Origin of the sequence: Ensifer sp. ENS11, assembly GCF_014851895.1 — a bacterium.
In the GTDB taxonomy this organism is placed as follows: domain Bacteria; phylum Pseudomonadota; class Alphaproteobacteria; order Rhizobiales; family Rhizobiaceae; genus Ensifer; species Ensifer canadensis.
In genome coordinates this window covers 77,206-104,134 of sequence record NZ_JACVAN010000008.1, presented here as the reverse complement: position 1 = coordinate 104,134, position 26,929 = coordinate 77,206, and the positions used below count along the sequence as shown (strand labels likewise).

The following is a 26,929-nucleotide window of genomic DNA, read 5'->3' as shown; positions in this document are numbered from 1 at the left end:
TTGTTGCCCGCGATGGCCGCGACAGAGCCGCCTCATCGTTGTGCCGATGCGAATTGGTACGGCGTAAGACGATGGGCAAGCTGGCGTCCTATCCGAAGTGAGGGGCATGCCTCACCTTTGGTGCGGTTTGTTTGCACGGCCGGCTTCAGGCATTCTTTAGCATCGGTCCTGTATGGATGGACTCTCGTTCGATGCGCGCAGAGGCTTGGCATGACGTCTAAGATCGTTCCCGTGATCATGGCGGGTGGAAAAGGTACGCGCCTGTGGCCGCTGTCGCGCTCGGGCGCGCCGAAACAGTTTCTGCAGATCCTGTCCGATCGATCGCTGTTCCAGCAGACGCTGGAACGGGTGAGCGATAGCAGGCTGTATGAGCCGGCGATCATCGTCACCAACAGCGATTTCCGCTTCATCGTCGCCGAACAGGCGCGCGCCGTCGATGCGCCGCTCAGCGATATTCTGCTCGAGCCGGTGGCACGCAACACGGCGCCGGCACTGGCGGCGGCCGCCTTCGTCGTGCTCGCCAAGTTCGGGGAGGCGGCGATCATGCAGGTGCTCGCCTCCGATCACGAGATCGATGCCGGAGCGGTCTACATCGATTGCATGCTGCGGGCGCAGCTGGCAGCCGAGGCCGGTGAACTGGTGACGTTCGGCATCACTCCGACGGAGCCCGCGACCGGCTACGGCTATATCGAACTTGGGGAAGCGTTGCCGGCCGGCGCCAACAGGGTTGCCCGTTTCGTCGAGAAGCCGGATCGCGCCAAGGCAGAGGCGATGCTGGCGACCGAGCGCTATCTCTGGAACTCCGGCATGTTCATGCTGCCGGTTAAGGTGTTCCTCGACGAGATGCAGCTCTATGCGCCTGACGTCTATGCCTCGACAAAGGCGGCCGTCGAGGGCGCCAGCAAGGATCTCGATTTCAGCCGGCTGGAAGCGAAGGCCTTCTCCAAGGCGCCGGATATTTCCGTCGACTACGCGGTCTTCGAAAAGACCGTTCGCGCTGCCGTCGTTCCATCCTCATTCGCCTGGTCGGATCTGGGCAGCTGGGATGCCGTGTGGAAGATCGGTCGCAAGGACGGTGACGGCAATGTCGTTACCGACAAGGCGACGGTAGCGAACACGCGCAACTCATTAGTGCTCTCCCGCGACATCCACCTTGCTGTGCAGGGGCTTGACGATATCGCCGTGATCGCCAGCGAAGACGCCGTCTATGTCGGGCGCCTGGAAGACAGCCAGAGCGTTGGAAACATCGTCAAGGTGCTCGCACGGTCGCAGGCAACCTTAGGGCTTACACAGGAGCACCCGACGTCCTACAGGCCCTGGGGCGCGGTCTCTTCGGTCTCCAGCGGCGAGCGCTACGAGGTCAAGCGACTGAAGGTCAGCCCCGGCAAGAAGATCTCGCTGCAGAAGCATCATCATCGGGCCGAGCACTGGATTGTCGTGCGTGGCACGGCGGAGATCACCATGGCCGGCGAAACCCGTCTGCTGCATGAAAACGAGTCCGTCTATATCCCGCAGGGGACCGTCCACCGACTGCACAATCCAGGCAAGATCCCGCTGGAGCTGATCGAGGTTCAGACCGGGTCCTATCTCGGCGAGGACGACATCATCCGCATCGAGGATGAGTTCGGCCGGACATAATACGGCCATCCAACACGTTTCGGGTCGAAACCGCGGTAATCGAAGCGGCGACGTTCAGTTCGACACATAAAAAATGCCCGGGCAGGACCCGGGCATTATAGTCAGCGCAGACGAGCCGAGTGGCCTCAGCCGGCGACGCGTTCTGTCTCGCCCTTCTGGGCGTAGTAGTGACCGAAGCGGTTTGCGAGGAAGGTATCGAGAGCGATGTCTTCCTGGCGAACGAAGCCCTTGGATGCGATCTTGCCGTTGGCGAGCAGATCGAGCACGGCGCAGATGCTGCCGGCGGTGGTGATCTGGATGCCGCTCTGCATGCGGCCGGCGACGACGCCGCTATAGACCTTGTTGGCGTAGGTTTCCTGGATCAGGCGACCTTCGCGGAAGCCCGAAACCGTCACGAAGATCACGACGACGTCCTGGGTGGTGGTCGGCAGCGCGTTTTCGAAGATGTCCTTGAGGACTTCGCGGCGATGACGCAGACCAAGGTCGTTCAGCAGCGCCTTCATGATGGCGGCATGGCCGGGATAGCGGATCGTCTTGTAGTTCAGGGTGCGGACCTTGCCCTTCAGCGATTCGCAGAGCGTGCCGAGGCCGCCCGAGGTGTTGAAGGCTTCGTAGGTCACGCCGTCGAGCGAGAATTCTTCGCGCTCTTCCATGGCGGGAACTTCGATCAGGCTGCCTTCGACGATCGCTTCGCAGGGCTCGATATACTCGTTGATGACGCCGTCGGTGCTCCAGGTCAGGTTGTAGTTGAGCGCATTCGACGGGTACTGCGGCAGCGCGCCGACGCGCATGCGCACGCTTTCGAGCGTCTCGAAGCGGCTGGCAAGGTCATTGGCGACGATGGAGATGAAGCCCGGTGCGAGGCCGCACTGCGGAATGAAGGCGGTGCTGGCCTTGGCGGCGATCGCCTTGACCTGGCGGGTGGATTCGACGTCTTCGGTCAGGTCGAGGTAGTGGATGCCGGCTTCGGCAGCGGCTTCCGCAATGGCAACCGTCAGGTGGAACGGGGCGGCGCTGAGAACGGCGAACTTGCCGGAGAGAAGGGCAACGAGCGCCTTCTTGTCGCCGATATCGACGGCTGCCGTCGTGATGGCGGCATGCTTCTCGATCTGGCCCAGCTGCTCGGCGCTACGGTCGGCAACGCAGACGCTGTAATCGCCGGTGTGCGCGAGCATGCGAGCAATGGTGGAGCCGATCTTGCCTGCTCCGATGACGACGATGTCCTTCATGACTTTCCCCCAGGGTATGAAATGCGTTTCAGACCCTATTGTCCGACCGAGAGCTGTTGATTTGAAGCTGTAATATGACTAAATCGCCTATAGATATTCGGCAGAATGCCTATATGGACCGACGAAATGCAGATTACCGACAAGGATCGCGAGCTCCTCGCCGTGCTCAGCGAAAACGCCCGCATGCCGACAGCAACGATTGCCCGCAGGCTCGGCCTGTCGCGGACGACCGTGCAGGCCCGGATCGAGCGGCTGGAGCGCGAGGGCGTGATCGCCGGTTATGGCGTCCGCTTGTCGGAGAGCTATGAGAAGGGTCTGGTCAAGGCGCATGTGCTGATCACCATCGCGCCAAGGGCACTCAGCCGCGTCACCCCGGAACTTGCTGCCATCCGCGAGATCCGCACCCTTCATTCCGTCAGCGGTAGCTTCGACCTTATCGCCGTCGTTGCGGCAGCATCGATCAGCGAACTCGACCTGCTGATCGATCGTATCGGTGAAATCGACGGTGTCGACCGCACGCTGTCGTCGATCATCCTTTCGACCCGGATCGATCGCTGACCTCAAGCATGTCGCGCAAAAGTGCGTAGCGGCTTTGCGATAACGACATGCGCGAAACACGAGCTTAAAGCGCAGCGTCCAATAAGACGCGCGCCGCTGTAGAGACCGCGACGCGCTTCAAGTCAGGGTCTTGCGTCAGTGTTTGCCTTCGCAGTGCCGGCACCCTCTGGTGATGCCGGGTCTGCTACGGCGTCGCCGCCTTCGGGTATCTTCGCCGGGCCATTCCACGCCGTCGGGCCGAGAACGAAGCTACGCGCATCGGCGTTGCCATAGGCGAGCCATTTTTCACGGTCGAAATAGAGTTCGGCAATGCTCTTCGGGCGGGCGCGGGCCGGTTGGTTGGCGAGGAAATTGTAGCGTGCCGTGGTCTCGTCCGTTTCGCGCTTGAACTGCACGCGGCTGCCGAAGCGCTTTACGTCAAATTCCTTCAACGCCTGGATCTGCAGCGCAATGCTGCCGCCATCGGCCCAGCGGACATGGTCGAGGAAGACCGACGCGGCGCGCGCGGCGCTTGTTGTCACCACCTGCGCGTCCTCCGGGCGCTCGATGTTGAGCTTGACGCGAAACGAGGTGATCTCTTCTTCGCCGTTGCCCTTGATGAAAATGAAGATCGACGAGATCTTGTCGACCCCAGGGCGCGGAAAGGATACGAGTGAGGAGCATTCCCACTGGCCACGCTCGCCGGCGCTCGATTTCCATTCGAGTTCGCGGAATCCGGCCTCGCGCAGCTCATCGCAGAGAGCGCGGGGATCGCTGCGGAGCACCCGCAGGAACTGCTGTTCCGGCGTCTGCAGATCCTGAAACGTCCAGACCGGCAGGGCGATGCGCGGCGGCTGTCGCTTGACGTGGACCTCCGGGGCCTGCGCCACCGGCTTCTCCGGATCGAGAAACGTCGTCGGAAGATCGAGTGCCTTCAGCAACTGTCTCAGGTTCCTCTGTCCGTTGGCGAGCAGAGCGGTCGCCAGGATCACTGTTGCGATCAATGCAAAGGCAACGAGAAAGAAGGCGATGCCGGTGCGGCTCGGCTGTTTTGGCGGTGTCGTCGCCTTTCCGCGTCCGCCGCTCATGTCGATCTTCCGAGTGCGGCGTGCAGGCGCAGCGCCTCGTCCCTCGATGGCCGGTTGCGGGGCAGGCCGAGAGAGGCCAGCCTTTCCGCGTCGAGGGCGCGCGAAGCGAGATAGTCTGATGATGTGACCGACGAGAGCTCCTCTGCCATCAGCGGCGACAGGTGCCAGCGGGGATGATCGCCCGTACGTGCTGAAACAGCCGCTCGCCCAGCAGCGTCAATTCCAGGTCCTTGCCGCGGCAGCTGACGGCGGCATGAGTGATGTTGATCTCGCGACCGGCGCCAGAAAAATTCATATGCCGGCTGGCCGCGTCGAAAACGCGAAAAGCCTCCAGCGATATGCGGTCGAGCAGCCGGTGTTCCATGATCTCAGGTTATCAAAAAGGCCGAAAATTCGGTGGAGTTGAAAATATCAGATTGTGATGCGGGGTAAAGCGATCATCCCACGGCGACCGGAAGACGGCCTGTCCTTTTCCACTTCCATCATTCCCGGAATCCGCCTGGCAGACAATATCCATGCGACCATCGGGACGGTGACGCGTCCGGCCCGGTGTGGTGCTCGACGAAGGCAGGTTGAAGGCGACGCGTTTCGGCTGGATCGGGTTGTCCGTTCGCCATCCCCGAGCGGAAAAGTTGCGAACAGGCGACGATCGGCTAAAACAGGCGTCCGAGTTTCTGGCGTGAGGCATTTGTCCCGTTATGTCCGATCAATCGACGATCACTCCCACCATCGACGCGCTGCTCGTCCGGCGCCTGATCGCTGCACAGTTTCCGCAGTGGGCCGCACTCGACATCAGGCCGGTGCTGCCCGGCGGGTGGGACAACAGGACCTTCCATCTCGGGCGAGACATGACCGTGCGTCTGCCGAGTGCTGAGTCCTATGCGCTGCAGGTGGAAAAGGAGCAGTTCTGGCTGCCGAAGCTGGCGCCGCACCTGCCGCTGCCTATCCCGGTGCCCTTGGCAAGGGGCGTGCCAGGCGAGGGCTATCCATGGCCGTGGTCGGTCTATCGCTGGCGGCCGGGTGAGACGGCGACGGATGATCGGATCGGCGACCTCAAGGTCTTTGCGCAGGATCTGGCGCGCTTTCTTGTCGCCTTGCGGCAGGTCGATGCGCGCGGCGGGCCGTTGCCTGGCCCGCACAATTTCCTTCGCGGCGGGCCACCTGCCCATTATGACGAGGAAACCCGCCGCGCGCTCGTCGCGCTCGAGGGACGCATCGACACGGAAGCGGCGCGCGATGTCTGGGAGGCCGCATTGGCGGCAAGCTGGCAGAGCGCGCCGGTCTGGTTCCACGGCGATATCAGTTGGGGCAATCTGCTGGTCGAAGACGGTCGCCTGAGCGCAGTCATCGATTTCGGCACCTCGGGTATCGGTGATCCCGCCTGCGACCTTGCCATTGCCTGGACGCTGTTCCACGGGCAAAGCCGGGAGGCGTTTCGCGCCGGCGTGGCGCTCGACGCCGGCACCTGGGCGCGCGGTCGCGGCTGGACCCTGTGGAAGGCGCTGATCGTCTATGCTGGTCTTCCCGGTACCAACTCCGCCGAAGCGGAAAAGAGCTTGGCGGTGATCGAGCAGGTGCTTGCCGACCATCGGCAATTTGGCTGAGCCTCGGCGGGCAGATTGATGCCGGCCCCGATGCCGCAGGCCTATCGGCAGGTATCGTCTCGGCTTGACCTCATCAAAAATTGTCTCTAGGTCAGGCGCACGCGGGACGACCCGCGTCGATGCTTCGCCTGGGGACGGCCCCACTATCTCGACCGCTTGAGATAATGGAGTCGATCGCATCATGCAGCATCCTGGCCTGCGGCACGCCCGCGTGAGCTTTTCCTTCCTGACAGAGCTGAACGTTTGCTTCGGGCGCCATCGCGCCCCGTCTCGCGATCGGCTTTCACCCGCTTCCCACACACATTGATGCGCCCGCGGCCGCCGCGCCGTGGTTGCTCCGTTGCCAACGCACGAGGTTCATGATGGCCGGACCCATCGAACAATTCGAGATCAAGTCGCTCTTCCACATCGCCGAGGTCGGCGGACACGACATCAGCTTTACCAATTCGGCCGTCTACATGGCCGTGACCGTGGCGATCGCCAGCCTTTTCCTGATCCTTTCGACGCGCAGGCGCGGCCTGGTGCCGAACCTTGCCCAGTCGGCGGCCGAGATCCTCTACGAGTTCGTATCGAAGACGTTGCGCGAGAATGCCGGAGAGCACGGCATGCGTTTCTTCCCGCTGGTGTTCTCGCTGTTCATGTTCATCCTGGTCGCCAACCTAATCGGCATGTTTCCCTATGCCTTCACCGTGACGAGCCACATTGCGGTGACCTTTGCGCTGGCGCTGCTCGTGTTCCTGACCGTGACGCTCTACGGCTTGATTAAACACGGTTTCGGCTTTCTCAGGCTGTTCATGCCGTCGGGCGTGCCTTTGGTGCTGGCGCCGATCATCATCCCGATCGAGGTCGTTTCCTGTCGCGCCCGGTCAGCCATTCGGTTCGTCTTTTCGCCGTCATGCTCGCCGGTCACATCACGCTCAAGGTGTTCGCCGGCTTCGTCGTCAGCCTCAGTGGCTTCGGCGCGCTCGGTACGCTCGGCGCGGTCATGCCGCTGATGATGACCGTGGCGCTGACGGGTCTGGAACTGCTGATGTCGGTCATCCAGGCCTATATCTTCACCATGCTGACCTGCATGTATCTCAACGACGCGCTGCATCCGAGCCATTGAGGTTGCAGTGGAGAGGCTCCCTTCCCGGGGGGAGGGGAGCCCCGCCCTCATTCGACCGTCGTTCGCTGGGCCTCGATGCGGGCCGTCCGCCAGGACGACCAGAGGAAAGCTGCGAGGAAGATCACGGTCATCAACAACACGATGGTCGGTGCCGGGGCGCTGTCGATGAAGAACGAGAGATAGACGCCTGAGAACGAGGCGACGGTTGCCACCAGCACCGCAACGATGAGCATGCTGCCCATGGTGCGGGTGATCAGAAACGCGATGGCGCCGGGCGCGATCAGCATGGCGATGGCAAGGATCAGGCCGACGGCCTTCAGCGCGCCGACGATCGTGAGCGACAGGATCGCCAAGAGCCCGTAATGCAGCCAGTTGACGCGCAGGCCGACGGCCTTGGCCTGTGCGGGGTCGAAGGCGTGCAGCAGAAAGTCGCGCCATTTTACCGCCAGGATCCCGGTTGCCACCAGGGCGATCAGACCGGTTTCGATGATGTCGGGCCAGCCGATGCCGAGCATGTCGCCGAAGAGGATATGGTCGAGATGCACGTCGCTCTGGATCTTGGTGTAGAGCACCAGGCCGAAGCCGAACATGCCGGAGAACACCACGCCCATGACAGTGTCCTGCTTGATGCGGCTGTTTTCCTTGAGGTAGCCGGTCAAAAGCGCGCAGGACATGCCGGCGGCAAAGGCGCCGACGGCGAGCGGCAGGCCGACGATGTAGGAGATGACGACGCCGGGAAAGACCGCATGCGAGATGGCGTCGCCCATCAGCGACCAGCCCTTGAGCACGAGGAAGCAGGAGAGCAGGGCCGTCGGGATCGCCACCAGGACCGAGATCAGCAGCGCATTGCGCATGAACTCGAATTCGAAGACGGCAAGCAAAAGGTCGAGCGAGATCATTGCGTGACCTCCAGGGCTTCGGCGCTGCGCCTGCGGGCAGCCAGCAATCCGTGCTTGGGCGCGAAGACGAAGGCAAAGAGGAAGATCAGCGTCTGCAGCACAATGATGATGCCGCCGGTAGCGCCATCGAGGAAGTAGCTGAAATAGGCGCCGAAGAAGCTGGTGAGCGCGCCGATCGCGACGCTGATGACGATCAGCCGCGGAAAGCGGTCGGTGAGCAGATAGGCGGTGGCGCCCGGTGTCACCACCATGGCGATGACGAGAAAGGCGCCGACCGTCTGCAGCGCGGCGACCGTACAGGCGGACAGCAGCGTGAAGAACAGCACCTTCAGGAAGGTCGTCGGGATACCGATCGAGCGTGCGTGGCTCTCATCGAAGAAGGTGACCATCAGATCCTTCCACTTGGCCGTCAGGATGATCAGCGAGATGACGCCGATCAGCGCAAGCTGCAACGTGTCGGCAGGCGTGATGGCGAGGATGTTGCCGAGAACGATCGTCTGGATGTTTACTGAGGTTGGCGACAGCGACACCATGAACAGGCCGAGGCCGAAGAACGAGGTGAAGATCAGCCCGATGATGGTGTCTTCCTTCAACCGGGTGCGCTGGTTGAGAAACAGCATCGCGCCGGCCGCAAGCCCGCCGGAGAAGAAGGCGCCGAGCGAGAAGGGCAGGCCGAGCATATAGGCGCCGGCAACGCCCGGAACGATCGAGTGCGAGAGCGCGTCGCCGATCAGCGACCAGCCTTTCAGCATCAGATAGGACGACAGGAAGGCGCAGACGGCGCCAACCAGCGCGCTGACCCACATGGCGTTGACCATGTAGTTGTAGGTGAAGGGCTCGAAGAGCGTGGCGATCATTTGCCTGCTGCCTCCGGGTCGCTCTCAGGCTTGGCCGGTTGCGACACCATCTGCCCCTTGGCGCCATACATCACCAGCGGACGCTCGTCGTCGGTGATGACGGACAGTTGCCGCGGATCCGCGTCGTCATGCAGGCTGTCGCCACCGAGCACGAAATGCCTGAGGACGCCGCCGAAGGCGAGTTCGAGGTTTTCGCGGGTGAAGGTGGTTTCCGTCGGGCCATAGGCCAGCACCGTGTTCTTCAGGAGAACGGTCCGGTCGCAGAATTCCGGCACGCTGCCGAGGTTGTGGGTCGAGACCAGCATGACGCGGCCCTCGTCGCGCAGGCCGATCAACAGGCGGATGATGGCATCTTCGGTCTTGACGTCGACCCCGGTGAAGGGCTCGTCGAGCAGGATCACGCGGCCGTCCTGGGCAAGGGCGCGCGCCAGGAACACGCGCTTCTTCTGGCCGCCGGAGAGCTCACCGATCTGGCGCTTGCGGAAGTCGCTCATGCCGACACGGGCAAGCGCGGCCCCCACCGCCTCATGGTCGGCCTTCTTCGGGATGCGCAGCATGTTCATATGGCCGTAGCGGCCCATCATCACCACGTCCTCGACCAGAACCGGAAAATTCCAGTCGACCTCTTCGGCTTGCGGAACATAGGCGACAAGGTTCTTCTTCAGCGCCTCCTGGACCGAAAGGCCGAGAATGGAGATTTCTCCGCGCGCCAGCCGGGCAAAGCCCATGATCGCCTTGAAGAGGGTCGACTTGCCGCTGCCGTTGACGCCGACCAGTGCTGTGATCGTGCCGGTCGGGATCTCGAAGGAGGCATCGAGAAGCGCGCGGTGGCCGTTGCGATAGGTCACGGTCGCGCCGGAGACGCGGATGCCACCGCCTGCATCCCCGGAGGCGGCTTCCGGGCCGGAGCGAGGTTTTACCTGAAGGTTCATTGCGAAAGGCCTTTCGCGATGGTTTCGGACGTGACGCGCAAGAGGTCGATATAGGTCGGTACCGGACCGTCCGCTTCGCTCAGGGAATCAACATAGAGCACGCCGCCGTATTTTGCGCCGGTTTCCCGCGCCACCTGCTGTGCCGGGTCGGGCGAAATCGTGCTTTCGGAGAAGACGACCGGTATATTGTTGGCGCGCACCGCGTCGATGACTTTGCGAACCTGCTGCGGCGTGCCCTGCTGATCGGCATTGATCGGCCAGAGATAGAGTTCCTTCATGCCGAAGTCGCGGGTGAGGTAGCTGAAGGCGCCCTCGCTCGACACCAGCCAGCGCTTGTCTTCCGGGATCTTGCCGATCTCGGCGCGGATAGGGGCGATCGCCGCCTCGATCTTCTGCTTGTAGGCTTCGGCATTGGCCTTGTAGGTCTCGGCGTTGCCGGGATCGTATTTGACGAAAGCGTCGCGGATGTTGTCGACATAGATCAGCGCCGCCGAAGGCGACATCCAGGCATGTGGGTTCGGCTTGCCGCTATAGGGGCCTTCCGCGATGCCCATTGGCTCGATCCCTTGAGAAACCACGACGCCGGGCACCTCGTCGAAGTTCTGGAAGAACTTTTCGAACCAGAGTTCGAGATTGAGGCCGTTCCAGAGGATCAGCTTTGCATCGTGCGCCTTCAGGATGTCGCGCGGCGTCGGCTGATAGTTGTGGATCTCGGCGCCGGGCTTGGTGATCGATTCGACGATTGCCGCGTCGCCGGCGACGTTCTTGGCCATGTCGGCGATCACCGTGAAGGTGGTGACGGCCTTGAACTTTTCCTGCGCGCAAGCGGCACCCGGAACGAGCGCGAAACCTGCCAATGCCGTGGCGGCAACCAGGATCGCGCGTCTCATGTGATCGATCATTCCATACTCCCCGATGTTGTCGTTCACAGGACTAGGCGAATGATTTGCATAAGTCAATGCACATGAGAAGCATTCGCAACTAGCTATTTTCAAACTTATCGGCCTTGGCTAGTGTACGACCATGAAACAGAACAAAAATCGCATCGAAGAGCTGGAAGGCGTCCTGAGAGATGGTGGTGTGCGCGTGACGCGGCAGCGTGCGGCAATCCTGAAGATTCTCGCGACCGCCGAAGACCACCCGGATGCGAGCGAATTGCACCGCCGCGCCAAGGAAATCGATGCCACCGTTTCGCTGTCGACGGTCTACAGGACACTGTCGGCGCTGGAGCACCAGGGCGTCGTCCATCGCCACGCCTTTGAAAGTGCCACCGCCCGTTTCGAGACGGCCGACGCTCCGCACCATGACCACCTGATCGACATCGACACCGGCGCTGTGATCGAGTTTCGCTCCGACAAGATCGAGCAGCTGCAGGCGGAGATCGCCGCCGAACTCGGTTACGACCTGGTTCGTCACCGGCTCGAGCTCTATTGCCGCAAGCGCAAGGACTGATCGACATAGCGCCGTGACTGACGAAAGGCGCAGCGGGGCAATCGCTGCGCCTTTTCCGTTTTGGCCTTGAGACTAGCCGCGATCGGCAAGGGCCGGCCCGGCCCGGCGCGCCGGGATGGTCATGGCTGCGACGCCGATGACGACGCAGGCAAGGCCGATCCAGATCGTGTCCGACAATCTTTCTCCGAGAAAGAGAACGCCGATGGTGACCCCGACGGGAACGCGCAGGTAGGCTTGCGCGGTAGCGCCGACCGAACCGAGCGTCTGGATCAGCCGGAAATAGATGGCGAAGGCCAGCGCCGTCGACAACACCGCCAAGCAGACGAGCGCGATCACCGACTGAGCGGAAGGGGCAAGCGTCCATGGCTGGTCGATGACAAGGCTTGCGGGGATGAGAAGCACGGCACCTGCAAGGAGCGAGCCTGCGGCCGGAACCATCGGGTCGAGGCCCCTGAAGCTCTTTCCGAAGATGGCGGCGCCGGCGTAGCAGACGGTTGCGAAGACCACGGCAAGCTGGGCCAGCAGCTGGTCACCCAGGCCGCCGAAGGCTTCAACGCCGATGATCAGGCTGATGCCGGCCATGCCGGCCACGACGCCGATCAGCTTTCTTGTCGATGCCGGCTCGTGGCGGGTGATCAGCGCCGTCAGCAGGAAGGCGAAGATGGGGGTGGCGGCGTTGAGGATCGAGGCGACGCCGGCGTCGATCGTCTGCTCTGCCCAGGCGATCAGGGTAAACGGGAAGACGCTGTTGAGGCAGGCCTGGAACAGGAAGCGCTTCCATGTGGCTGCGTCGCGCGGCAGCTTGATGCCGCGAAAGCGGAGGACGGCGAGCAGGATGGTGCCGGCGATCAGCGTGCGGGCGGCAATCAGCGTCACCGGGGGAATGGTTTCGACGCCGATCTTGATGAAGGTATAGGATGCGCCCCAAAGCGTTGCGAGAAGAGCGAGCAGCAGAAGCTCGAGGGTGAGGTTGGTCTTGGCCATCGTCGTCGAATCCTTCGGGGCGTTTTCGTTGTCCTCTTTCTACCGTGCCGACACCTGTCGATGCTTCGTTGGCGATCGAAGTGTCGGGGCTTTTTGGAACGGCCTGATGACAAAGCCCCGGCCTCCTCGCGGGGGCCGGGCAGAGCGTTCGACGCTCAATCCGTTGAAGAAGGCGTTGAGCACCACTGCCGAGATCGAGGCGAGCACGATGCCCGATTCGATGATCGGGTGGATCGCATGCGGCATCCACATCAGGAAGTTCGGCGCGATCAGCGGGATCAGGCCGAAACCGACCGAGACGGCAACGACGAACAGGTTGTTGCGCGATGACTTGAAGTCGACGGTCGACAGGATGCGCACGCCGGTGGCTGCCACCATGCCGAACATCACCAGGCCGGCGCCGCCGAGCACGAAGGTTGGAACCGCCTCGACCAGCGCGCCCATCTTCGGGATCAGGCCGAGCACGATCATGATCACGCCGCCCATGACGCAGACATAACGGCTCTTCACGCCGGTGACGCCGACGAGACCGACATTCTGCGAGAAGCTGGTGTAGGGGAAGGTATTGAACAGGCCGCCGATCATCGTGCCGATGCCGTCGACGCGAAGGCCGGCCGTCAGCTGCTGCTGCGAGACTTCCTTGTTGGTTATTTCGCCCAGCGCCAGGAACATGCCTGTCGATTCGATCATGACGACGATCATCACCAGCGACATGGTGGCGATCAGCACCGGATCGAAAATCGGCATGCCGAAACGCAACGGCGTGACGACCGCGAACCAGCCGGCATCCGCAACCCGGTCGAAATGCATCATGCCAAGGCTCGCTGCAAAGACGCAGCCGATGACGATGCCGGTCAGAACCGCAATGTTGCTGATCAGCCCGCGGCCGTAGCGCGCGACCACGAGGATGGAGATGAGCACGAAGGCGGCAAGTACCACATGGCTCAGTTCGGCATAAGCAGGGTTCGGCACCGTTGCGCCAAGCACGACGCCGTCGGGAACGGCCGGGCCGCCTGTCGTGGCGAGCTTCTTCAGCTCGGCCAGCCATTCGGCGTGGGTCGGATCGACCAGCTTCGGTGCCGTCGGTCCGAAGGGATTGCCGAAGATCCAGTTGACGCCGACGCGCATCAAGGTCACGCCGATCACCAGAATGATGGTGCCGGTGACGATCGGCGGGAAGAAACGCAACAGCCGCCCCATGATCGGGGCGAGCAGCAGCGCGACCAACCCGGCGCCGATAATGGCGCCGAAGATCAGTCGGGCGCCCTCCTGTCCGGGCGTCATCGTTGCCATCGACACCATCGGGCCGACGGAAGCGAAGGTCACGCCCATCATCACGGGAAGACGGATGCCGACGCTCCGGGTAATGCCGAGAGACTGGATGATGGTGACGAGGCCACAGACGAAAAGATCGGCGGAAATCAGGAAAGCGACGTCCTGAGGGCTGAGCTGCAGGGCCCGGCCAACAATCAGCGGAACCGCGACGGCGCCACCGTACATGACAAGGACATGCTGAATCCCGAGGGTCGCGAGCTTGCCGATTGGCTCTCGTCCACCGGGTGTATGCTGGATGCGTCGCTCATGGTTACTCCTCCCATCACGTCGACCAGTCCGCTTCCCCCGTCCTCCAACAGGGGGCCCCATCCTCCAACAGGGTAAAGGGTATCTTTGGTGCCGAGACAGAGTGCCGCAAGTGCAACCGTGGAGTAAACACTTTCGGGAATCCGGGGGGAGTGGGCAAAGGGAATGCTGCACCGAAGGCACCGCGGAAAAAGACGCCAACGGATGCAACGTTGCCGCAATGCAGCGCAGGCAGTGTGCACTGGCGTCGAGGCGAAGGCTCGCCTCCGCCGGTGTCCATGGGATTGCAGCATATGAGATTTTCGTCGCCTGCTGGCACGTTTCGCCGTTTGGTCGGCGCATTGATTGCCGTCGCCATTGTTCTGTGGCCGTTTGCCGCCAACGCCGAAACCGAAGATTTTCCGGGGCAGTGGCGACAGATGGTGTCGAACGCCGGCACCTGCGGAACCTGCTGGCTGGCGATCAAGCAGCACGGGCCTATCCTGAAGGTGTCTTCCAACAACGGCTGGTTTGCCTTTGCCCATGCGGACCTGAAGACGGGCTCCACGACTGCGGCCGGCATCGGCCGATGGAGCGAGAACGTCAGCGGCCACTATGGTGGCAAGCCGTTCGATGTCCGCTTCGTCATCGTCGACAAGCAGCTCTACCTCGACATGATCGTGCTGATGGACGATGGCACGAAACAGGCAATCAGAGCGATTTTCGACAAGGATCGGCCGGGCAAAACCGCGCGCCGCGTGATGGCGAAATCGTAGTGCGGCCGCTATCGGTCAAGCCGAGCCCGATGACGCACCACTGGTCGGGAAGAGATTGGCAGCCATGAAGTCGACGAAGACGCGCAGTTTCGGCGCGAGATGCCGGCTGGACGGCCACAGGATCCGGTAGGTGCCGTAGCGGCGCAGCTGGTTATCGAGAACCGATACGAGTGTTCCCTCGCGCATCTGCCGTCTGATCGTGAAGTTGGGAAGGCAGGCGATACCGAGCCCTTCCTCGGCCATATGGATCAGCGGCTCCAGGGCATTGGAGACGGCCGTTACCGGCACATCGACGTTGGCTTCGGCGCCGTCCTGCACCAGCGGCCAGGGCTCGAGCTTGCCCGTCGAGGGAAAGCGATGGTGCAGGCAGTGGTGTTGTTCGAGATCCGCAGGCGCCTCCGGCTTCCCATGTCTTTCGAAGTAGTCGGGTGATGCGACGAGATAGGGGTGAAACGTGCCAAGCTGACGCGTCATCAGCCTGGAGTCGCCGATTTCCCCGCTGCGCACGACCGCGTCGAACCCCTCCTCGATAACGTCGACCATGCGGTCGGAGAAATCGAGATCGATCTCGACCTCCGGATAGGCGCGCATGAAGGCCGTCAGCGTCGGCATCAGCAGCATGCCGGCCATGGGCAGGCTGACGCGCAGCTTGCCGCGCGGAGCCTCCTGGCTCTGAACCAGTTCGGCCTCGGCCGCTTCGATTTCGCAAAAAATCCGCCGGCAGCGTTCGAGAAACAGCGTGCCTTCCGGGGTCAACGTGACGCTGCGGGTGCTGCGATGAAAGAGGCGAACGCTCAACCGCTCCTCCAGCCGGGCAATCGCCTTGCCGACGGCGGAGGGTGAAACGCCGAGCTGGGTTGCGGCCTCCGTAAAGCTGCGGAAGTCCGCCGCCTGCACGAAAGCATTGAGTGCACCAAGGCTGTCCATCCGCCGTCCTCATCCGTTTCGGGAATTGTGGATATTTTTGTCCGATATCTTCGGAGCTGTAGCGTATTTTTCTCTGATTGGAAGCTCGTCATAGTCCGCCCGTCCGACAAACGCGCGTTCGTGACGTGCGAAAACATCGTCGGCGACAGAAGGAGAAAACATGCAGCAGGCACTTGTGGCGGGTTTCCATAGGGATCCGGAACCGACCGTCTTCATCGTCAATGTCATCCACGCCCACCCGGGCAAGCAGGAGGAAGCGTTCCGGCTGATCCAGGACGTCGTGAACTATGTGGCCGAGCGCAAGGAGGGCTTTCTCTGGAGCAACCTCTCCAAGAGCACCGACGGCCAGACGGTGGTCAATATCGAAGCGATAGCCGGCGAAGGAAACGTCGAGGAGTTCTTCACCGACGCGGTCTTCCTGGAAAAGTTCAGGGCGCTGAATTCGGTCTCAACCTGCGAGTTTCACACCTATCGCGTCGATGACATCGTGCTGCCCAAGCGCGCCGTAACCGCAGCTTAGGCACAAACGAGATCGCCGCCCGCTTCGGCCGGCGGCGAACACCTGGCACGCGCTTCCATTCCGCTATTGCCGTCAAGAGAGACGTCACTGGCGATCATCCTGAAAGACACTATCCATGCAATCCACCGACTGCGCGCTTCCGGCTCCGCAGGAAGCAGCATCCACGCCCGTCGTTGTCGCCGGGGCCGGGCTGCCGCTTGCGGCGCTGCTTGCGCTTGCGACCGCCGGCTTCATCACCATCCTCACGGAGGCGTCGCCGGCCGGCCTGTTGCTGCAGATCAGCGCCGATCTCGACGTCTCTCAGTCCCTGGCCGGGCAGATGGTGACGATCTATGCGATCGGCTCGCTGGTCGCGGCCATCCCGCTCGTGGCGCTGACGAAGACCTGGCGTCGGCGGCCGCTGCTGATCACGGCGATCTCGGGATTTGCCGTCGTCAACACGGTCACAGCGCTCTCGACCGACTATGTCGTGACGATGGCGGCGCGTTTCCTTGCCGGCGTCTTTGCCGGGCTGTTGTGGGCACTGGCCGCCGGCTACGCCAGCCGCATGGTACCGCCGCAGCAGCAGGGGCGGGCGATCACCGTTGCCATGCTCGGTGCTCCGGTGGCGCTTTCGATAGGCATTCCCGCCGGCACCCTGCTTGGCGCTATGGCCGGCTGGCGCCTGACCTTCGGCCTCCTGAGCATCATGGCGGCCCTGCTCGTCGGCTGGGTTTTATGGTCGCTTCCCAACTCTCCGGGGCAGCGCGCCGAACGACGCCTGGCGCTTTCGTCGGTGTTCCGGCTGCCCGGGATCCGACCCATTCTGTTCGTGATGTTTGCCGTCGTTTTCGCCCATAACATCCTCTACACCTACATCGTGCCGTTCCTGGAACCGTCAGGGCTTGATGCGCGGGCTGACACGGTACTTCTTGTCTTTGGCATCGCCTCGCTCGTTGTCATTCCGATCATCGGCGCCCTTGTCGATAGGCATCTGCGTTTGCTGGTGCTGGCGAGCATGATGCTCTTTGCGGCAGCGTCACTGCTGCTTGCCGTCTGGGGCGAGCAGTCGGCCGCGATCTATATCGGCGTTGTCGCCTGGGGTCTCGCCTTCGGCGGTGCAGCGACGCTGTTTCAGACCGCCTCCGCAAAGGCGGCCGGGACGGAAGCGGATGCGGCGCAGTCGATGATCGTCACGGCCTGGAACGCGGCGATGGCCGGCGGCGGCTTGGCCGGCGGCGTGCTGCTCGACAGTGTCGGCGCAGCGATCTTTCCAGCGGTCCTGCTGGCGATCCTGCTGCAGGCCCCGGCCGTGGCATGGGCTAGCCGGCATGGATTTCCGTCCCGCTCCGGCTGACAGGCATGAAAAAACCGGGGCCGTTGCCGACCCCGGTGCCGCATCTCCTGATCTTCGGCCGCCCGTTTGCACGGGCGGCCGTCGTCTTGGGCTTGTTACTGCTGCCAGCTTTTGACCAGTTCGTCGTAATTGACGGTCATCGGCTTTTCTTTTTCGTTCTCGATCTTCAGCTGCGGAGCGAGGTTGCCGGCCTTGACGGCTTCAGCGTTCCAGTATTCGAGGTCGTGTTCCTCGGCGAGCTTCGGACCGATCTCGCCCTGGATACCGGCGCGTTCGAGGCGCTGAAGCACCTTCTCCTGCTCGGCGCACAGCGAGTCCATCGCTTCCTGCGGTGTCTTGGCGCCAGAGGAGGCGTCACCGATGGCCTGCCACCAGAGCTGAGCCAGCTTCGGATAATCAGGAACGTTGGTGCCCGTCGGCGACCACTGCACGCGGGCCGGCGAACGATAGAACTCGATCAGACCGCCGAGTTCCGGCGCACGTTTGGTGAAGCTCTCGTGCTGGATCGAGGATTCGCGGGTGAGCGTCAGGCCGACATGGCTCTTCTTCACGTCCACGGTCTTCGACGTCACGAACTGCGCATAGAGCCATGCGGCCTTGGCGCGGTCTTCCGGGGTCGACTTCATCAGCGTCCAGGAACCCACGTCCTGGTAGCCGAGCTTCATGCCGTCCTTCCAGTAGACGCCATGCGGCGAGGGGGCCATGCGCCACTTCGGCGTGCCATCCTCGTTGACAACAGGCAGGCCCTTCTTGACGGCATCGGCGGTGAACGCCGTGTACCAGAAGATCTGCTGAGCGACGGCACCCTGGGCGGGGACCGGGCCCGATTCGGAGAAGGTCATGCCCTGGGCTTCCGGCGGCGCATAGGCCTTCAGCCAATCGAGGTATTTGGCGATCGAGTAGACCGCGGCCGGGCCGTTGGTGTCGCCGCCACGGGCGACGCACGAGCCGACCGGCTGGGATTTCTCGTTGACTTTGATGCCCCATTCGTCGACCGGCAGGCCGTTCGGGATGCCCTTGTCGCCGTTGCCGGCCATCGACAGCCACGCGTCGGTGAAGCGCCAGCCGAGCGACGGGTCCTTCTTGCCGTAGTCCATGTGGCCATAGACTTTCTTGCCGTCGATCTCACGGCCGGTGAAGAATTCGGCGATGTCCTCATAGGCAGACCAGTTGACGGGAACGCCGAGGTCGTAGCCGTACTTCGCCTTGAAGTCCGCCTTGTTCTTCTCGTCGTTGAACCAGTCGTAGCGGAACCAGTAGAGGTTGGCGAACTGCTGGTCGGGAAGCTGGTAGAGCTTCTTGTCCGGAGCGGTGGTGAACGACGTGCCGATGAAGTCGGCGATGTCGAGGCCGGGATTGGTGACGTCCTTGCCTTCGTTGGCCATCCAGTCGGTGAGGTTGCGCACCTGCTGGTAGCGCCAATGGGTGCCGATCAGGTCGCTGTCGTTGACATAGGCGTCGTAGATGTTCTCGCCGGACTGCATCTGCGTCTGCAGCTTTTCGACGACGTCGCCTTCACCGATCAGGTCGTGGGTGATCTTGATGCCGGTGATCGCGGTGAAGGCGGAAGCCAGCACCTTGGATTCGTATTCATGCGTGGTCAGCGTTTCGGAAACGACCTTGATGTCCATGCCGGCAAACGGCTTGGCGGCATCGATGAACCATTGCATTTCCGCTTCCTGGCCGGCGCGGTCGAGCGTGGAGAGATCGCCGACTTCCTTGTCGAGGAACTGTTTTGCCTCGTCCATGCCGGCGAATGCCGTGCCGGTAAGAGCCAGCAGCACTGCCGCTGTCGTCGTGAAAAGGTGCCGTCGCATAATTTCCTCCCTTTGGGTTTTGCGATTGCGTTCATTGCAGTGTCGGAAGGCCCTCCCGGACCTGCCATTTCGATCGCCTCAGACGTAGCGAAAGACGCCGACGGCATAGACGACGGAGAGCGCCAGCGCCCACCAGAGGTCCTGTCCGCCGCCGAAGCCGAGCCATGCGAGGTGAATGAAGGCGCTGCCGAGCAGCGAGACGAAGAGCCGGTCACCTCGGGTCGTTTCGAAGCGCAGGATGCCGACGCGCGGGTTGCCGCCCGGCGAGACATATTCCCACACGCCCATGCCGATGAGCAGCAGCGCGATGGTGATGAAGAACAACGCCGTCGGCAGCGTCCATGCCATCCATGAGAAATTCATCACGAAGCTCCTTTAGACGCGGCCCAGGGCAAAGCCCTTGGCGATGTAGTTGCGCACGAAATAGATGACGAGCGCGCCGGGGATGATGGTCAGCACGCCGGCCGCGGCCAGAACGCCCCAGTCGAGGCCGGAGGCGGACACGGTCCGGGTCATGATGGCGGCGATCGGCTTTGCCGCGGTTGTCGTCAGCGTGCGGGCCAGCAGCAGCTCGACCCAGGAGAACATGAAGCAGAAGAAGGCCGCGACACCGATGCCGGAGGCAATCAGCGGCGTGAAGATCTTCACGAAGAAGCGCGGGAACGAATAGCCGTCGATATAGGCGGTTTCGTCGATCTCCTTCGGCACGCCCGACATGAAGCCTTCCAGGATCCAGACCGCCAGCGGCACGTTGAACAGGCAGTGGGCAAGCGCCACGGCAATGTGCGTATCGATCAGGCCGAAGGCCGAATAGAGCTGGAAGAACGGCAGGGCGAAAACGGCCGGCGGCGCCATGCGGTTGGTCAAGAGCCAGAAGAACAGGTGCTTGTCGCCAAGGAAGCGATAACGAGAGAAGGCGTAGGCTGCAGGCAGGGCGGCTGCCACCGAGATCACCGTGTTCATGACGACATAGATGATCGAGTTGATATAGCCCTTGTACCAGGACGGATCGGTGAAGATCACCGTATAGTTCCGCAGGGTCGGGTTCTGCGGCCACAGCGAAAACGTGCTGAGGATCTCGCTCGTCTCCTTGAAGCTCATGTTGACGAGCCAGTAGATCGGCAGCAGCAGAAACAGGATATAGACCGTCGGGATCAGCCAGGAGAGGCGTTGCGACAGGGGTTGTGTTGTAGCGGTCATGGTTTTTCCTCCCTTCCGGCTCAGCTCTGCGCGTCGCTTGTGGTCATCACGGTGTAGAAGATCCACGAGAGCAGCAGGACGATGAGGAAGTAGATGATCGACAGGGCTGCCGCCGGACCGAGGTCGAACTGGCCGATGGCCATCTTGACGAGGTCGATCGACAGGAAGGTGGTCGAGTTGCCGGGGCCGCCGCCGGTGACGACGAAGGGCTCGGTATAGATCATGAATGAGTCCATGAAACGCAGCAGGAAGGCGATCAGGAGCACGCGCTTCATCTTCGGCAACTGGATGTAGCGGAAGACGGACCAGCGCGATGCGCCGTCGATCTTGGCGGCCTGGTAGTAGGCGTCGGGGATCGAGACGAGACCGGCATAGCACAGAAGTACGACGAGGCTCGTCCAGTGCCAGACGTCCATGACGATCAGCGTCACCCAGGCGTCCATGGGGTTTTGTACATAGTTGTAGTTGATGCCCAACGCTTCCAGCGTGTGGCCGAGCAGGCCGATGTCGACGCGGCCGAAGACCTGCCAGATGGTGCCGACGACGTTCCACGGGATCAAAAGCGGCAGTGCCATCAGGACGAGGCAGACCGGAACGCCGAGGCCCTTCTTGGGCATGTTGAGCGCAATGATGATGCCGAGCGGAATTTCGATGGCGAGGATGATCGCCGAGAAGATCAGGTTGCGGGTGAGCGCGTCCCAGAACCGGTCTGAGGTCAGCACGTCGACATACCAGTCGGTGCCGGCCCAGAAGAACTCGTTGTTGCCGAAGGTGTCCTGAACCGAGTAGTTGACCACGGTCATCAGCGGGATCACCGCCGAGAAGGCGACGAGCACCAGCACCGGCAGAACCATGAACCAGGCTTTGTTGTTCCAGGTCTTTTCCATGATCAGGCCTCCCCGCCGACGCGCCAGGAATCGGCGTAGATGTTGATGGCCTTCTGGTCGAAGGCGATGCGCGGCTCGGCCGGAATGGCGCCGTCCTCGTCGAGGATGATCGAGATCGGCTGGTCGGCGAAGCGGGCGCGCACGATCTTGTGGCGGCCGATATCCTCGACCTTGGTGATCGCAACCGGCATGCCCTCGCGACCGATCGACACGAATTCCGGGCGAATGCCGAGTTCGGTCTTGGCGCCGGCCTTGATCTCGGGCCGGAAGTTGAGAGCGATGGTCTCGCTGCCGATCGTCGCGGTGCTGCCGTCGATCCTGGCCGGCAGCACGTTCATGCCCGGCGAACCGATGAAGTAGCCGACGAAGGTATGGCGCGGCCGCTCGAAAAGCTCGGCCGGCGTGCCGATCTGCACGATCTGGCCGTCATACATGACGACGACCTTGTCGGCGAAGGTGAGCGCCTCGGTCTGGTCGTGGGTGACATAGACCATGGTGAAGCCGAACTGCTTGTGCAGGCGCTTGATCTGCGAGCGCAGCACCCATTTCATTTCCGGGTCGATGACGGTCAGCGGCTCGTCGAACAGGATGGCGCTGACGTCGGAGCGCACCAGGCCGCGGCCAAGCGAGATCTTCTGCTTCTGGTCGGCCGTCAGCCCTTGCGCCTTTTTGCCCGCCCAGCCGCCAAGGCCGATCATCTCGATGATCTCCTTGACGCGGCGATCGACCTCGGTCTCCGGCACATGCCGGTTGCGCAGGGGAAAGGCGAGATTGTCGTAGACGGTCATCGTGTCGTAGATGACCGGGAACTGGAACACCTGGGCGATGTTGCGGTCCTGCGTGGACAGGTGCGTCACGTCCTTGCCGTCGAAGAGGATGCGTCCCTCGGACGGATTGATCAGGCCCGAGATGATGTTGAGCAGCGTGGTCTTGCCGCAACCGGACGGACCGAGCAGCGCGTAGGCGCCGCCATCGTTCCATTTGTGGTGCACTTCCTTGAGCGCGTAGTCGTTTTCCGACTTCGGCTTGGCGCCATAGGCGTGGCGGATATGTTCGAGATCGATGCGTGCCATTTTCGTTTCCTCCCAGCGCCTCCTCAGGCGGTTCCGCCGATCGCGCGCCCATCCGGCCCGAAGACCATCAGGTGGCGGATATCGACGAAAACCTCGAGGGTTGCGTCCGGTTCGATGTCGTGAATGCCCGGCGCCAGCATGACCCAGCGCGCGCCGGAAAATCCGACGTGGATGAAGCTTTCGGAACCTGCGATTTCCGAGATTGCCGTCTTTACCGTCAGCGGCGTCGCGCCGTCGAAGGGACGGTCGAACGACAGATGGTGCGGCTGGAAGGCGACCGTGCAGGGGCCGTCCGGCAACGCCGACAGATGGGCGGGAACCGACAGCACGTGTTTGCCGTCAAAGGTGAAGATCGAGCCTGATTTGATGAGCTCGATCGTGTTCAGCGGCGGATCGGCGAAGGTGCGTGCCGTCACCAGGTCCACCGGGCGACGGAAGACGTTGATGGTCTTGCCGAACTGGGTGATCCGGCCCTGGCTAAGCGTAGCGGTGTTGCCGCCGAGAAGCAGAGCTTCGGAAGGTTCGGTGGTCGCATAGACGAAGATCGCGCCGGAGGCTGCGAAGAGCTTCGGCAGTTCCTCGCGCAGTTCTTCGCGCAGCTTGTAGTCGAGGTTGGCGAGCGGTTCGTCGAGCAGCACGAGATCGGCATTCTTGACGATGGCGCGCGCCAGCGCCGTCCGCTGCTGCTGGCCGCCGGAAAGGCTGAGCGGCGTCCGGTCGAGATAGGGCGTGAGCTTGAGCAGTTCGGCGGCCTTGCGCACTTCGCGGTCGATCGTGGCTGCGTCCGAACCCTTGATGCGCATCGGCGAGGCGATGTTGTCATAGACGGTCATCGACGGGTAGTTGATGAACTGCTGGTAGACCATCGCTACGGAGCGCTTCTGCACCGGCAGGCCGGTGACGTCGGTGCCGTCGAAGATCAGCGAGCCGGAGGCAGGCTTGTCGAGGCCGGCCATCAGCCGCATCAGCGACGTCTTGCCGGAAAGGGTCGGGCCGAGCAGCACATTGAGCGACCCCCTTTCCAGCACAAGATCGGTCGGGAGGATATGCGTCTCCCCACCCACGACCTTGGATATCTTCTTCATTTCAAGCATTGAATTCTCCGGTGTTCCACCCAGCCATCGGCAGTCTTGAATGCGGGGCCCTCAGGCGGCGGCGTGCGCCGCGCCCCGCATGTATTCCTCCAGCGCCGTCGCCTCGCCGGACGTCAGCTTCAATCCCAGTTTGGTGCGCCGCCACAGCACGTCCTCGGCGTGCCGGGCCCATTCCTGCTCGATCAGCCACTTCACTTCCGCCTCATAGAGGTCGGCGCCGAAATGATGGCCAAGGGCTGCTTCATTCGCTGCCGCTCCAATGAGCGCGGACGCGCGCGTGCCGTAGAGGCGTACCAGCCGACGCACATGGCCGGCGGCAAGGAAGGGATACTTCTTGTGAAGTTTTGCGACTTCGTCGGCGTAGCCCTTGGCCGGGAAGTCCCCGCCCGGCAGGCTTGAGCCGGCGGTCCACTTGGCACCCTTGACGCCGATGGCATCGCCGATCTTCTCGAGCGCGGATTCGCTCAGGCGGCGATAGGTCGTCAGCTTGCCGCCGAAAACGTTGAGGAGCGGGGCCGCGGCCCTGTCGCCTTCGACGCGAAGAACGTAGTCGCGGGTTGCTTCCTGCGCCTTGCTGGCGCCGTCGTCGAACAGCGGGCGAACGGCGGAATAGGTCCAGACGATGTCGTCCTTTTCTATCGGCTCGAGGAAATACTCGCTCGCGGCCTTGCAGAGGTAGTCGACCTCGGCGTCGCTGATGCGGACGTCGGCCGGGTTGCCGGTATAGTCGCGATCGGTGGTGCCGATCAGCGTGAAATCGTCCTCATAGGGGATGGCGAACATGATCCGGCCATCCGGATTCTGGAAGAAATAGGCGCGGGGGTCGTTGAACTTCTTGCGGACGACGATGTGGCTGCCCTGGACCAGGCGCACATTGTGAACGTCGTTCTTGCCGAGCGCGCCTGATAGTACCGCATCGACCCAAGGGCCTGCGGCATTGACCAGCATGCGCGCTCGGATCTGCCGACGTTCGCCGGTCGCGGCATTTTCCGTGTCGACCACCCAGTTGCCGTTGTCGCGCTTTGCCGAGATCACCCGGGTGCGCGCCATGATCCGGGCGCCGCGGTCGGCGGCATCGCGGGCATTGAGCACGACCAGTCGGGCATCGTTGACCCAACCGTCGGAATATTCGAAAGCCTTGGTAAAGAGCCGCTTCAGCGGCTTTCCGGCCGGATCGCGCGTCATGTCGAGCGTGGCCGTTGCCGGCAGCAGCTTGCGGCCGCCAATATGGTCGTAAAGAAACAGGCCGAGGCGGATGAGCCAGGCCGGGCGCGGGCCGCCCTTATGATAGGGAAGGACGAAGCGCATCGGCCAGATGACGTGCGGTGCCATTGCCCAGAGCACTTCGCGCTCCATCAGCGCCTCGCGCACCAGGCGGAACTCATAATGTTCGAGATAGCGCAGGCCGCCGTGGATGAGCTTGGTCGAGCCGGACGACGTGCCGGAGGCAAAGTCGTTCATTTCAGCGAGCGCGACGGAGTATCCCCGACCGACCGCATCACGCGCAATGCCGCATCCGTTGATGCCGCCGCCGATAATGAAGACGTCGAAGATTGCCTGCTCTGCCACTGCTTTTCCCCTCCCACGTTTCGCAATGCACAAATTGATGCAGTCGCGAAAGCGAAATCAGTTAAAGCGAAAAGATATCGAATGTCAAACGAATGTTGTTCGAATCTCAGGACAGTCTAAAAAACGATCTTCAAGCCTCGGTTTCGATCAGGCGAACGTCCTGCTCTGCGCAGATTTTCCGCACGTTATCAATGAGACAGCGATCGGTGATGAAGGTCTGAACCTGGGAGATATGGCCGATGCGGACCGGGGCCGTTCTTTCGAATTTTGTCGAGTCGGAAACGAGGATGACATGGCGGGCATTGGCGATGATCGCCTGGGCGACTTTCACTTCGCGAAAATCGAAATCGAGCAGCGCGCCGTCATGGTCGATGGCCGAGGCGCCGATGACGGCGAAGTCGACCTTGAACTGCTTGATGAAATCGACCGCAGCCTCGCCGACGATACCGCCGTCGGAGCCGCGAACGACGCCGCCGGTGATAACCACCTCGATCGAGGGAAAGACGCGCAAGTGGTTGGCGACGTTGATATTGTTGGTGATGACCATCAATTCCTTGTGGTCGAGAAGTGCTTCGCCGACCGCTTCCGTCGTCGTGCCGATGTTGATGAACAGCGAGGCGTTGTCGGGGATGAGGGCGGCGGCCGCCCTGCCGATCGCCTGCTTCTCCGGTGCGGCGATCTGGCGGCGGGCATCGTATTTGACGTTTTCCTTGCCGCTCGGGAAGATCGCGCCGCCGTGAATCCGGTTCAGGATCTTGGCGTCGCAGAGGTCGTTCAGGTCCTTGCGGATGGTTTGCGGCGTCACCGAAAAGCGCTGCGCCAGCTCCTCGACGAGCACGCGTCCTTCGTTCTTCGCCAGTTCCAGGATTTCCGCCTGCCGCCCCGTCAGATACATTCCGAAACCTCCCGTTTTCGTTTTTTTTCATAATATGCAAAAACGAAAGCTGTGCAATTTCAGAAATCGGCGTTTGTCGCGAATCTGCTTTCGTCGTCGGCTATGTCGATTGCGCGCGTTGCAATCGCCTCGGCGATAGGCGACTTTGGCAATGACGGGAAGAGGGAAAAGACATGTTTCATCCGGCCTTGTTCAAGGGCATGAATGTGGTGGTGACCGGTGGCGGACGCGGCATCGGCCTTGAGGTGGCGCGCCAGTTCCTCGATTGCGGCGCGCGTGTCTTCGTGCATGCCGGGCGATCGGTCGGGGAACTGCCGGATTTTCTGGAGACGGCAGCGACCGAGGGCCGGGCGCATGTGGCTGCAGCCGACTTCCTGGCGGATGGCGGCGTCGAGGCTTTGGCGGAGGCGATCCGCAGCCGATTCGACAGCGTCGATATCCTTGTCAACAATGCCGGCACGATGGTTGGCCGCTTTCCGGCGGCGGAACTGACGGACGAACAGTATCGCACCGTCGTTCAGCTCAACCAGACCTCGGTGGTCGAGATGACACGCGCCATGTTGCCGCTTCTTCGCAAAGGCACGCATCCGGCGATCGTCAACACCGTGTCGATTTCGGCGCTGACCGGCGGCAGCGCCGGCTCCTCGATCTATTCGGCAACCAAGGCGTTCGTCTCCACCTATTCCAAGGCGCTGGCGCGCGAACTGGCCCCGGAAGGCATAAGGGTCAATTGCGTTTCGCCCGGCACCATCACGACAGAGTTTCACGAGCGTTACTCGTCGCCGGAGAAACTGGAGGCAACGCGCAAGACAATCCCGATCGGCAGGCTCGGAACCGCCGAAGACTGCGCGCCGGCCTATCTCTTCCTCGCCTCCCATGCGCTTGCCGGCTACATCACGGGCCAAGTGCTGGAGGTCAACGGCGGCCAGTTGATCGCTTGAGACACG

At 62.4% G+C, this 26,929-nt stretch carries 25 protein-coding genes and 2 pseudogenes; 9 read left to right on the top strand and 18 right to left on the bottom strand.

The features are described from left to right. The first annotated feature begins 210 nt into the window (after positions 1 to 210). Positions 211 to 1,638 (top strand): mannose-1-phosphate guanylyltransferase/mannose-6-phosphate isomerase, encoded by a 1,428-nt coding sequence (locus IB264_RS17235; protein WP_025425062.1) that lies wholly within the window; start codon positions 211 to 213, stop codon positions 1,636 to 1,638. A gap of 125 nt (positions 1,639 to 1,763) precedes the next feature. Here the strand turns inward: IB264_RS17235 and IB264_RS17230 are convergent, their stop codons facing one another. Further along, positions 1,764 to 2,867 carry a saccharopine dehydrogenase family protein gene (locus IB264_RS17230; RefSeq protein ID WP_025425061.1) on the bottom strand — a complete coding sequence of 368 codons (1,104 nt, stop codon included), beginning with the start codon at positions 2,865 to 2,867 and terminating at the stop codon, positions 1,764 to 1,766. Between the two features lie 126 nt (positions 2,868 to 2,993). On the opposite strand from IB264_RS17230, the gene IB264_RS17225 reads away from it, so the two are divergent. Continuing rightward, complete coding sequence (locus IB264_RS17225; RefSeq protein WP_038575742.1) at positions 2,994 to 3,425, top strand: Lrp/AsnC family transcriptional regulator; 432 nt, start codon at positions 2,994 to 2,996, stop codon at positions 3,423 to 3,425. Between the two features lie 122 nt (positions 3,426 to 3,547). On the opposite strand, the gene IB264_RS17220 is transcribed toward IB264_RS17225, so the two are convergent. Both IB264_RS17220 and IB264_RS34650 read right to left on the bottom strand, forming a co-directional pair. Beyond that, positions 3,548 to 4,492, bottom strand: coding sequence for a DUF6030 family protein (locus IB264_RS17220; RefSeq protein ID WP_025425059.1), 945 nt, complete (start codon positions 4,490 to 4,492; stop codon positions 3,548 to 3,550). A 148-nt stretch (positions 4,493 to 4,640) separates the two neighbouring features. Next, positions 4,641 to 4,856 carry a LysR family transcriptional regulator gene (locus IB264_RS34650; protein WP_025425058.1) on the bottom strand — a complete coding sequence of 72 codons (216 nt, stop codon included), beginning with the start codon at positions 4,854 to 4,856 and terminating at the stop codon, positions 4,641 to 4,643. 334 nt (positions 4,857 to 5,190) lie between these two features. Between IB264_RS34650 and IB264_RS17210 the strand changes: the two genes are divergently transcribed. Together IB264_RS17210 and IB264_RS17205 are read left to right on the top strand one after the other, a co-directional pair. Next, a complete protein-coding gene (locus IB264_RS17210; protein ID WP_025425057.1) occupies positions 5,191 to 6,096 on the top strand; it encodes an aminoglycoside phosphotransferase family protein in 906 nt (301 codons plus the stop codon). 362 nt (positions 6,097 to 6,458) lie between these two features. Beyond that, positions 6,459 to 7,204 (top strand): annotated as a pseudogene (locus IB264_RS17205) (F0F1 ATP synthase subunit A). 47 nt (positions 7,205 to 7,251) lie between these two features. Here IB264_RS17205 and IB264_RS17200 read toward each other — a convergent pair. From IB264_RS17200 to IB264_RS17185, 4 genes are read right to left on the bottom strand one after another with little or no spacing between them, the layout of a single operon-like run. Continuing rightward, entirely contained in the window at positions 7,252 to 8,103 is an 852-nt protein-coding gene (locus tag IB264_RS17200; RefSeq protein ID WP_025425056.1) for a metal ABC transporter permease, read from the bottom strand. Next, positions 8,100 to 8,960 (bottom strand): metal ABC transporter permease, encoded by an 861-nt coding sequence (locus IB264_RS17195; RefSeq protein ID WP_025425055.1) that lies wholly within the window; start codon positions 8,958 to 8,960, stop codon positions 8,100 to 8,102. The genes IB264_RS17200 and IB264_RS17195 overlap by 4 nt, the downstream gene beginning before the upstream one ends. Further along, positions 8,957 to 9,892: a manganese/iron ABC transporter ATP-binding protein gene (locus IB264_RS17190; RefSeq protein ID WP_025425054.1), complete on the bottom strand. Its 936-nt coding sequence runs from the start codon at positions 9,890 to 9,892 to the stop codon at positions 8,957 to 8,959. The genes IB264_RS17195 and IB264_RS17190 overlap by 4 nt, the downstream gene beginning before the upstream one ends. Beyond that, the gene (locus tag IB264_RS17185) at positions 9,889 to 10,794 is read right to left on the bottom strand and encodes a metal ABC transporter substrate-binding protein (protein ID WP_025425053.1); all 906 of its coding nucleotides are present in this window, start codon (positions 10,792 to 10,794) and stop codon (positions 9,889 to 9,891) included. Before IB264_RS17185 ends, IB264_RS17190 begins: the two co-directional genes overlap by 4 nt. A 121-nt stretch (positions 10,795 to 10,915) precedes the next feature. Here IB264_RS17185 and IB264_RS17180 point away from each other — a divergent pair, with 121 nt between their 5' ends. Beyond that, the gene (locus IB264_RS17180) at positions 10,916 to 11,344 is read left to right on the top strand and encodes a Fur family transcriptional regulator (RefSeq protein ID WP_025425052.1); all 429 of its coding nucleotides are present in this window, start codon (positions 10,916 to 10,918) and stop codon (positions 11,342 to 11,344) included. A gap of 72 nt (positions 11,345 to 11,416) precedes the next feature. Here IB264_RS17180 and IB264_RS17175 read toward each other — a convergent pair whose 3' ends face one another. Next, a complete protein-coding gene (locus IB264_RS17175) occupies positions 11,417 to 12,328 on the bottom strand; it encodes a DMT family transporter (protein WP_192433865.1) in 912 nt (303 codons plus the stop codon). A gap of 39 nt (positions 12,329 to 12,367) precedes the next feature. Beyond that, a pseudogene (locus IB264_RS17170) lies at positions 12,368 to 13,911 on the bottom strand (nucleobase:cation symporter-2 family protein). Between the two features lie 291 nt (positions 13,912 to 14,202). On the opposite strand from IB264_RS17170, the gene IB264_RS17165 reads away from it, so the two are divergent. Next, positions 14,203 to 14,664, top strand: coding sequence for a hypothetical protein (locus tag IB264_RS17165; protein WP_128090430.1), 462 nt, complete (start codon positions 14,203 to 14,205; stop codon positions 14,662 to 14,664). Positions 14,665 to 14,679: 15 nt separating this feature from the next. Here IB264_RS17165 and IB264_RS17160 read toward each other — a convergent pair whose 3' ends face one another. Further along, on the bottom strand, positions 14,680 to 15,591 hold the full coding sequence (locus IB264_RS17160; protein ID WP_025425049.1) for a LysR family transcriptional regulator: 912 nt from the start codon (positions 15,589 to 15,591) through the stop codon (positions 14,680 to 14,682). Between the two features lie 160 nt (positions 15,592 to 15,751). Here IB264_RS17160 and IB264_RS17155 point away from each other — a divergent pair, with 160 nt between their 5' ends. Together IB264_RS17155 and IB264_RS17150 are read left to right on the top strand one after the other, a co-directional pair. Continuing rightward, positions 15,752 to 16,111 carry an antibiotic biosynthesis monooxygenase gene (locus IB264_RS17155; protein ID WP_025425048.1) on the top strand — a complete coding sequence of 120 codons (360 nt, stop codon included), beginning with the start codon at positions 15,752 to 15,754 and terminating at the stop codon, positions 16,109 to 16,111. 115 nt (positions 16,112 to 16,226) lie between these two features. Beyond that, positions 16,227 to 17,447, top strand: coding sequence for an MFS transporter (locus IB264_RS17150; protein WP_025425047.1), 1,221 nt, complete (start codon positions 16,227 to 16,229; stop codon positions 17,445 to 17,447). Positions 17,448 to 17,542: 95 nt separating this feature from the next. On the opposite strand, the gene IB264_RS17145 is transcribed toward IB264_RS17150, so the two are convergent. From IB264_RS17145 to IB264_RS17110, 8 genes are all read right to left on the bottom strand, one after another. After that, positions 17,543 to 19,264, bottom strand: coding sequence for an ABC transporter substrate-binding protein (locus tag IB264_RS17145; RefSeq protein WP_025425046.1), 1,722 nt, complete (start codon positions 19,262 to 19,264; stop codon positions 17,543 to 17,545). Positions 19,265 to 19,342: 78 nt separating this feature from the next. Continuing rightward, positions 19,343 to 19,627, bottom strand: a complete 285-nt coding sequence (locus IB264_RS17140) for a DUF2160 domain-containing protein (protein ID WP_025425045.1) — start codon at positions 19,625 to 19,627, stop codon at positions 19,343 to 19,345. 12 nt (positions 19,628 to 19,639) lie between these two features. Continuing rightward, positions 19,640 to 20,464 (bottom strand): carbohydrate ABC transporter permease, encoded by an 825-nt coding sequence (locus IB264_RS17135; protein WP_057210833.1) that lies wholly within the window; start codon positions 20,462 to 20,464, stop codon positions 19,640 to 19,642. A 20-nt stretch (positions 20,465 to 20,484) separates the two neighbouring features. Then, the gene (locus IB264_RS17130) at positions 20,485 to 21,351 is read right to left on the bottom strand and encodes a carbohydrate ABC transporter permease (protein WP_025425043.1); all 867 of its coding nucleotides are present in this window, start codon (positions 21,349 to 21,351) and stop codon (positions 20,485 to 20,487) included. A gap of 2 nt (positions 21,352 to 21,353) precedes the next feature. Beyond that, positions 21,354 to 22,424 carry an ABC transporter ATP-binding protein gene (locus IB264_RS17125; protein ID WP_025425042.1) on the bottom strand — a complete coding sequence of 357 codons (1,071 nt, stop codon included), beginning with the start codon at positions 22,422 to 22,424 and terminating at the stop codon, positions 21,354 to 21,356. Between the two features lie 23 nt (positions 22,425 to 22,447). After that, entirely contained in the window at positions 22,448 to 23,518 is a 1,071-nt protein-coding gene (locus IB264_RS17120; RefSeq protein ID WP_025425041.1) for an ABC transporter ATP-binding protein, read from the bottom strand. Positions 23,519 to 23,569: 51 nt separating this feature from the next. Continuing rightward, positions 23,570 to 25,087 carry a glycerol-3-phosphate dehydrogenase gene (glpD, locus tag IB264_RS17115; protein ID WP_025425040.1) on the bottom strand — a complete coding sequence of 506 codons (1,518 nt, stop codon included), beginning with the start codon at positions 25,085 to 25,087 and terminating at the stop codon, positions 23,570 to 23,572. Between the two features lie 130 nt (positions 25,088 to 25,217). Then, a complete protein-coding gene (locus tag IB264_RS17110) occupies positions 25,218 to 25,982 on the bottom strand; it encodes a DeoR/GlpR family DNA-binding transcription regulator (RefSeq protein WP_025425039.1) in 765 nt (254 codons plus the stop codon). Positions 25,983 to 26,155: 173 nt separating this feature from the next. Between IB264_RS17110 and IB264_RS17105 the strand changes: the two genes are divergently transcribed. After that, positions 26,156 to 26,923: an SDR family NAD(P)-dependent oxidoreductase gene (locus IB264_RS17105; RefSeq protein WP_025425038.1), complete on the top strand. Its 768-nt coding sequence runs from the start codon at positions 26,156 to 26,158 to the stop codon at positions 26,921 to 26,923. Positions 26,924 to 26,929 lie beyond the last annotated feature (6 nt).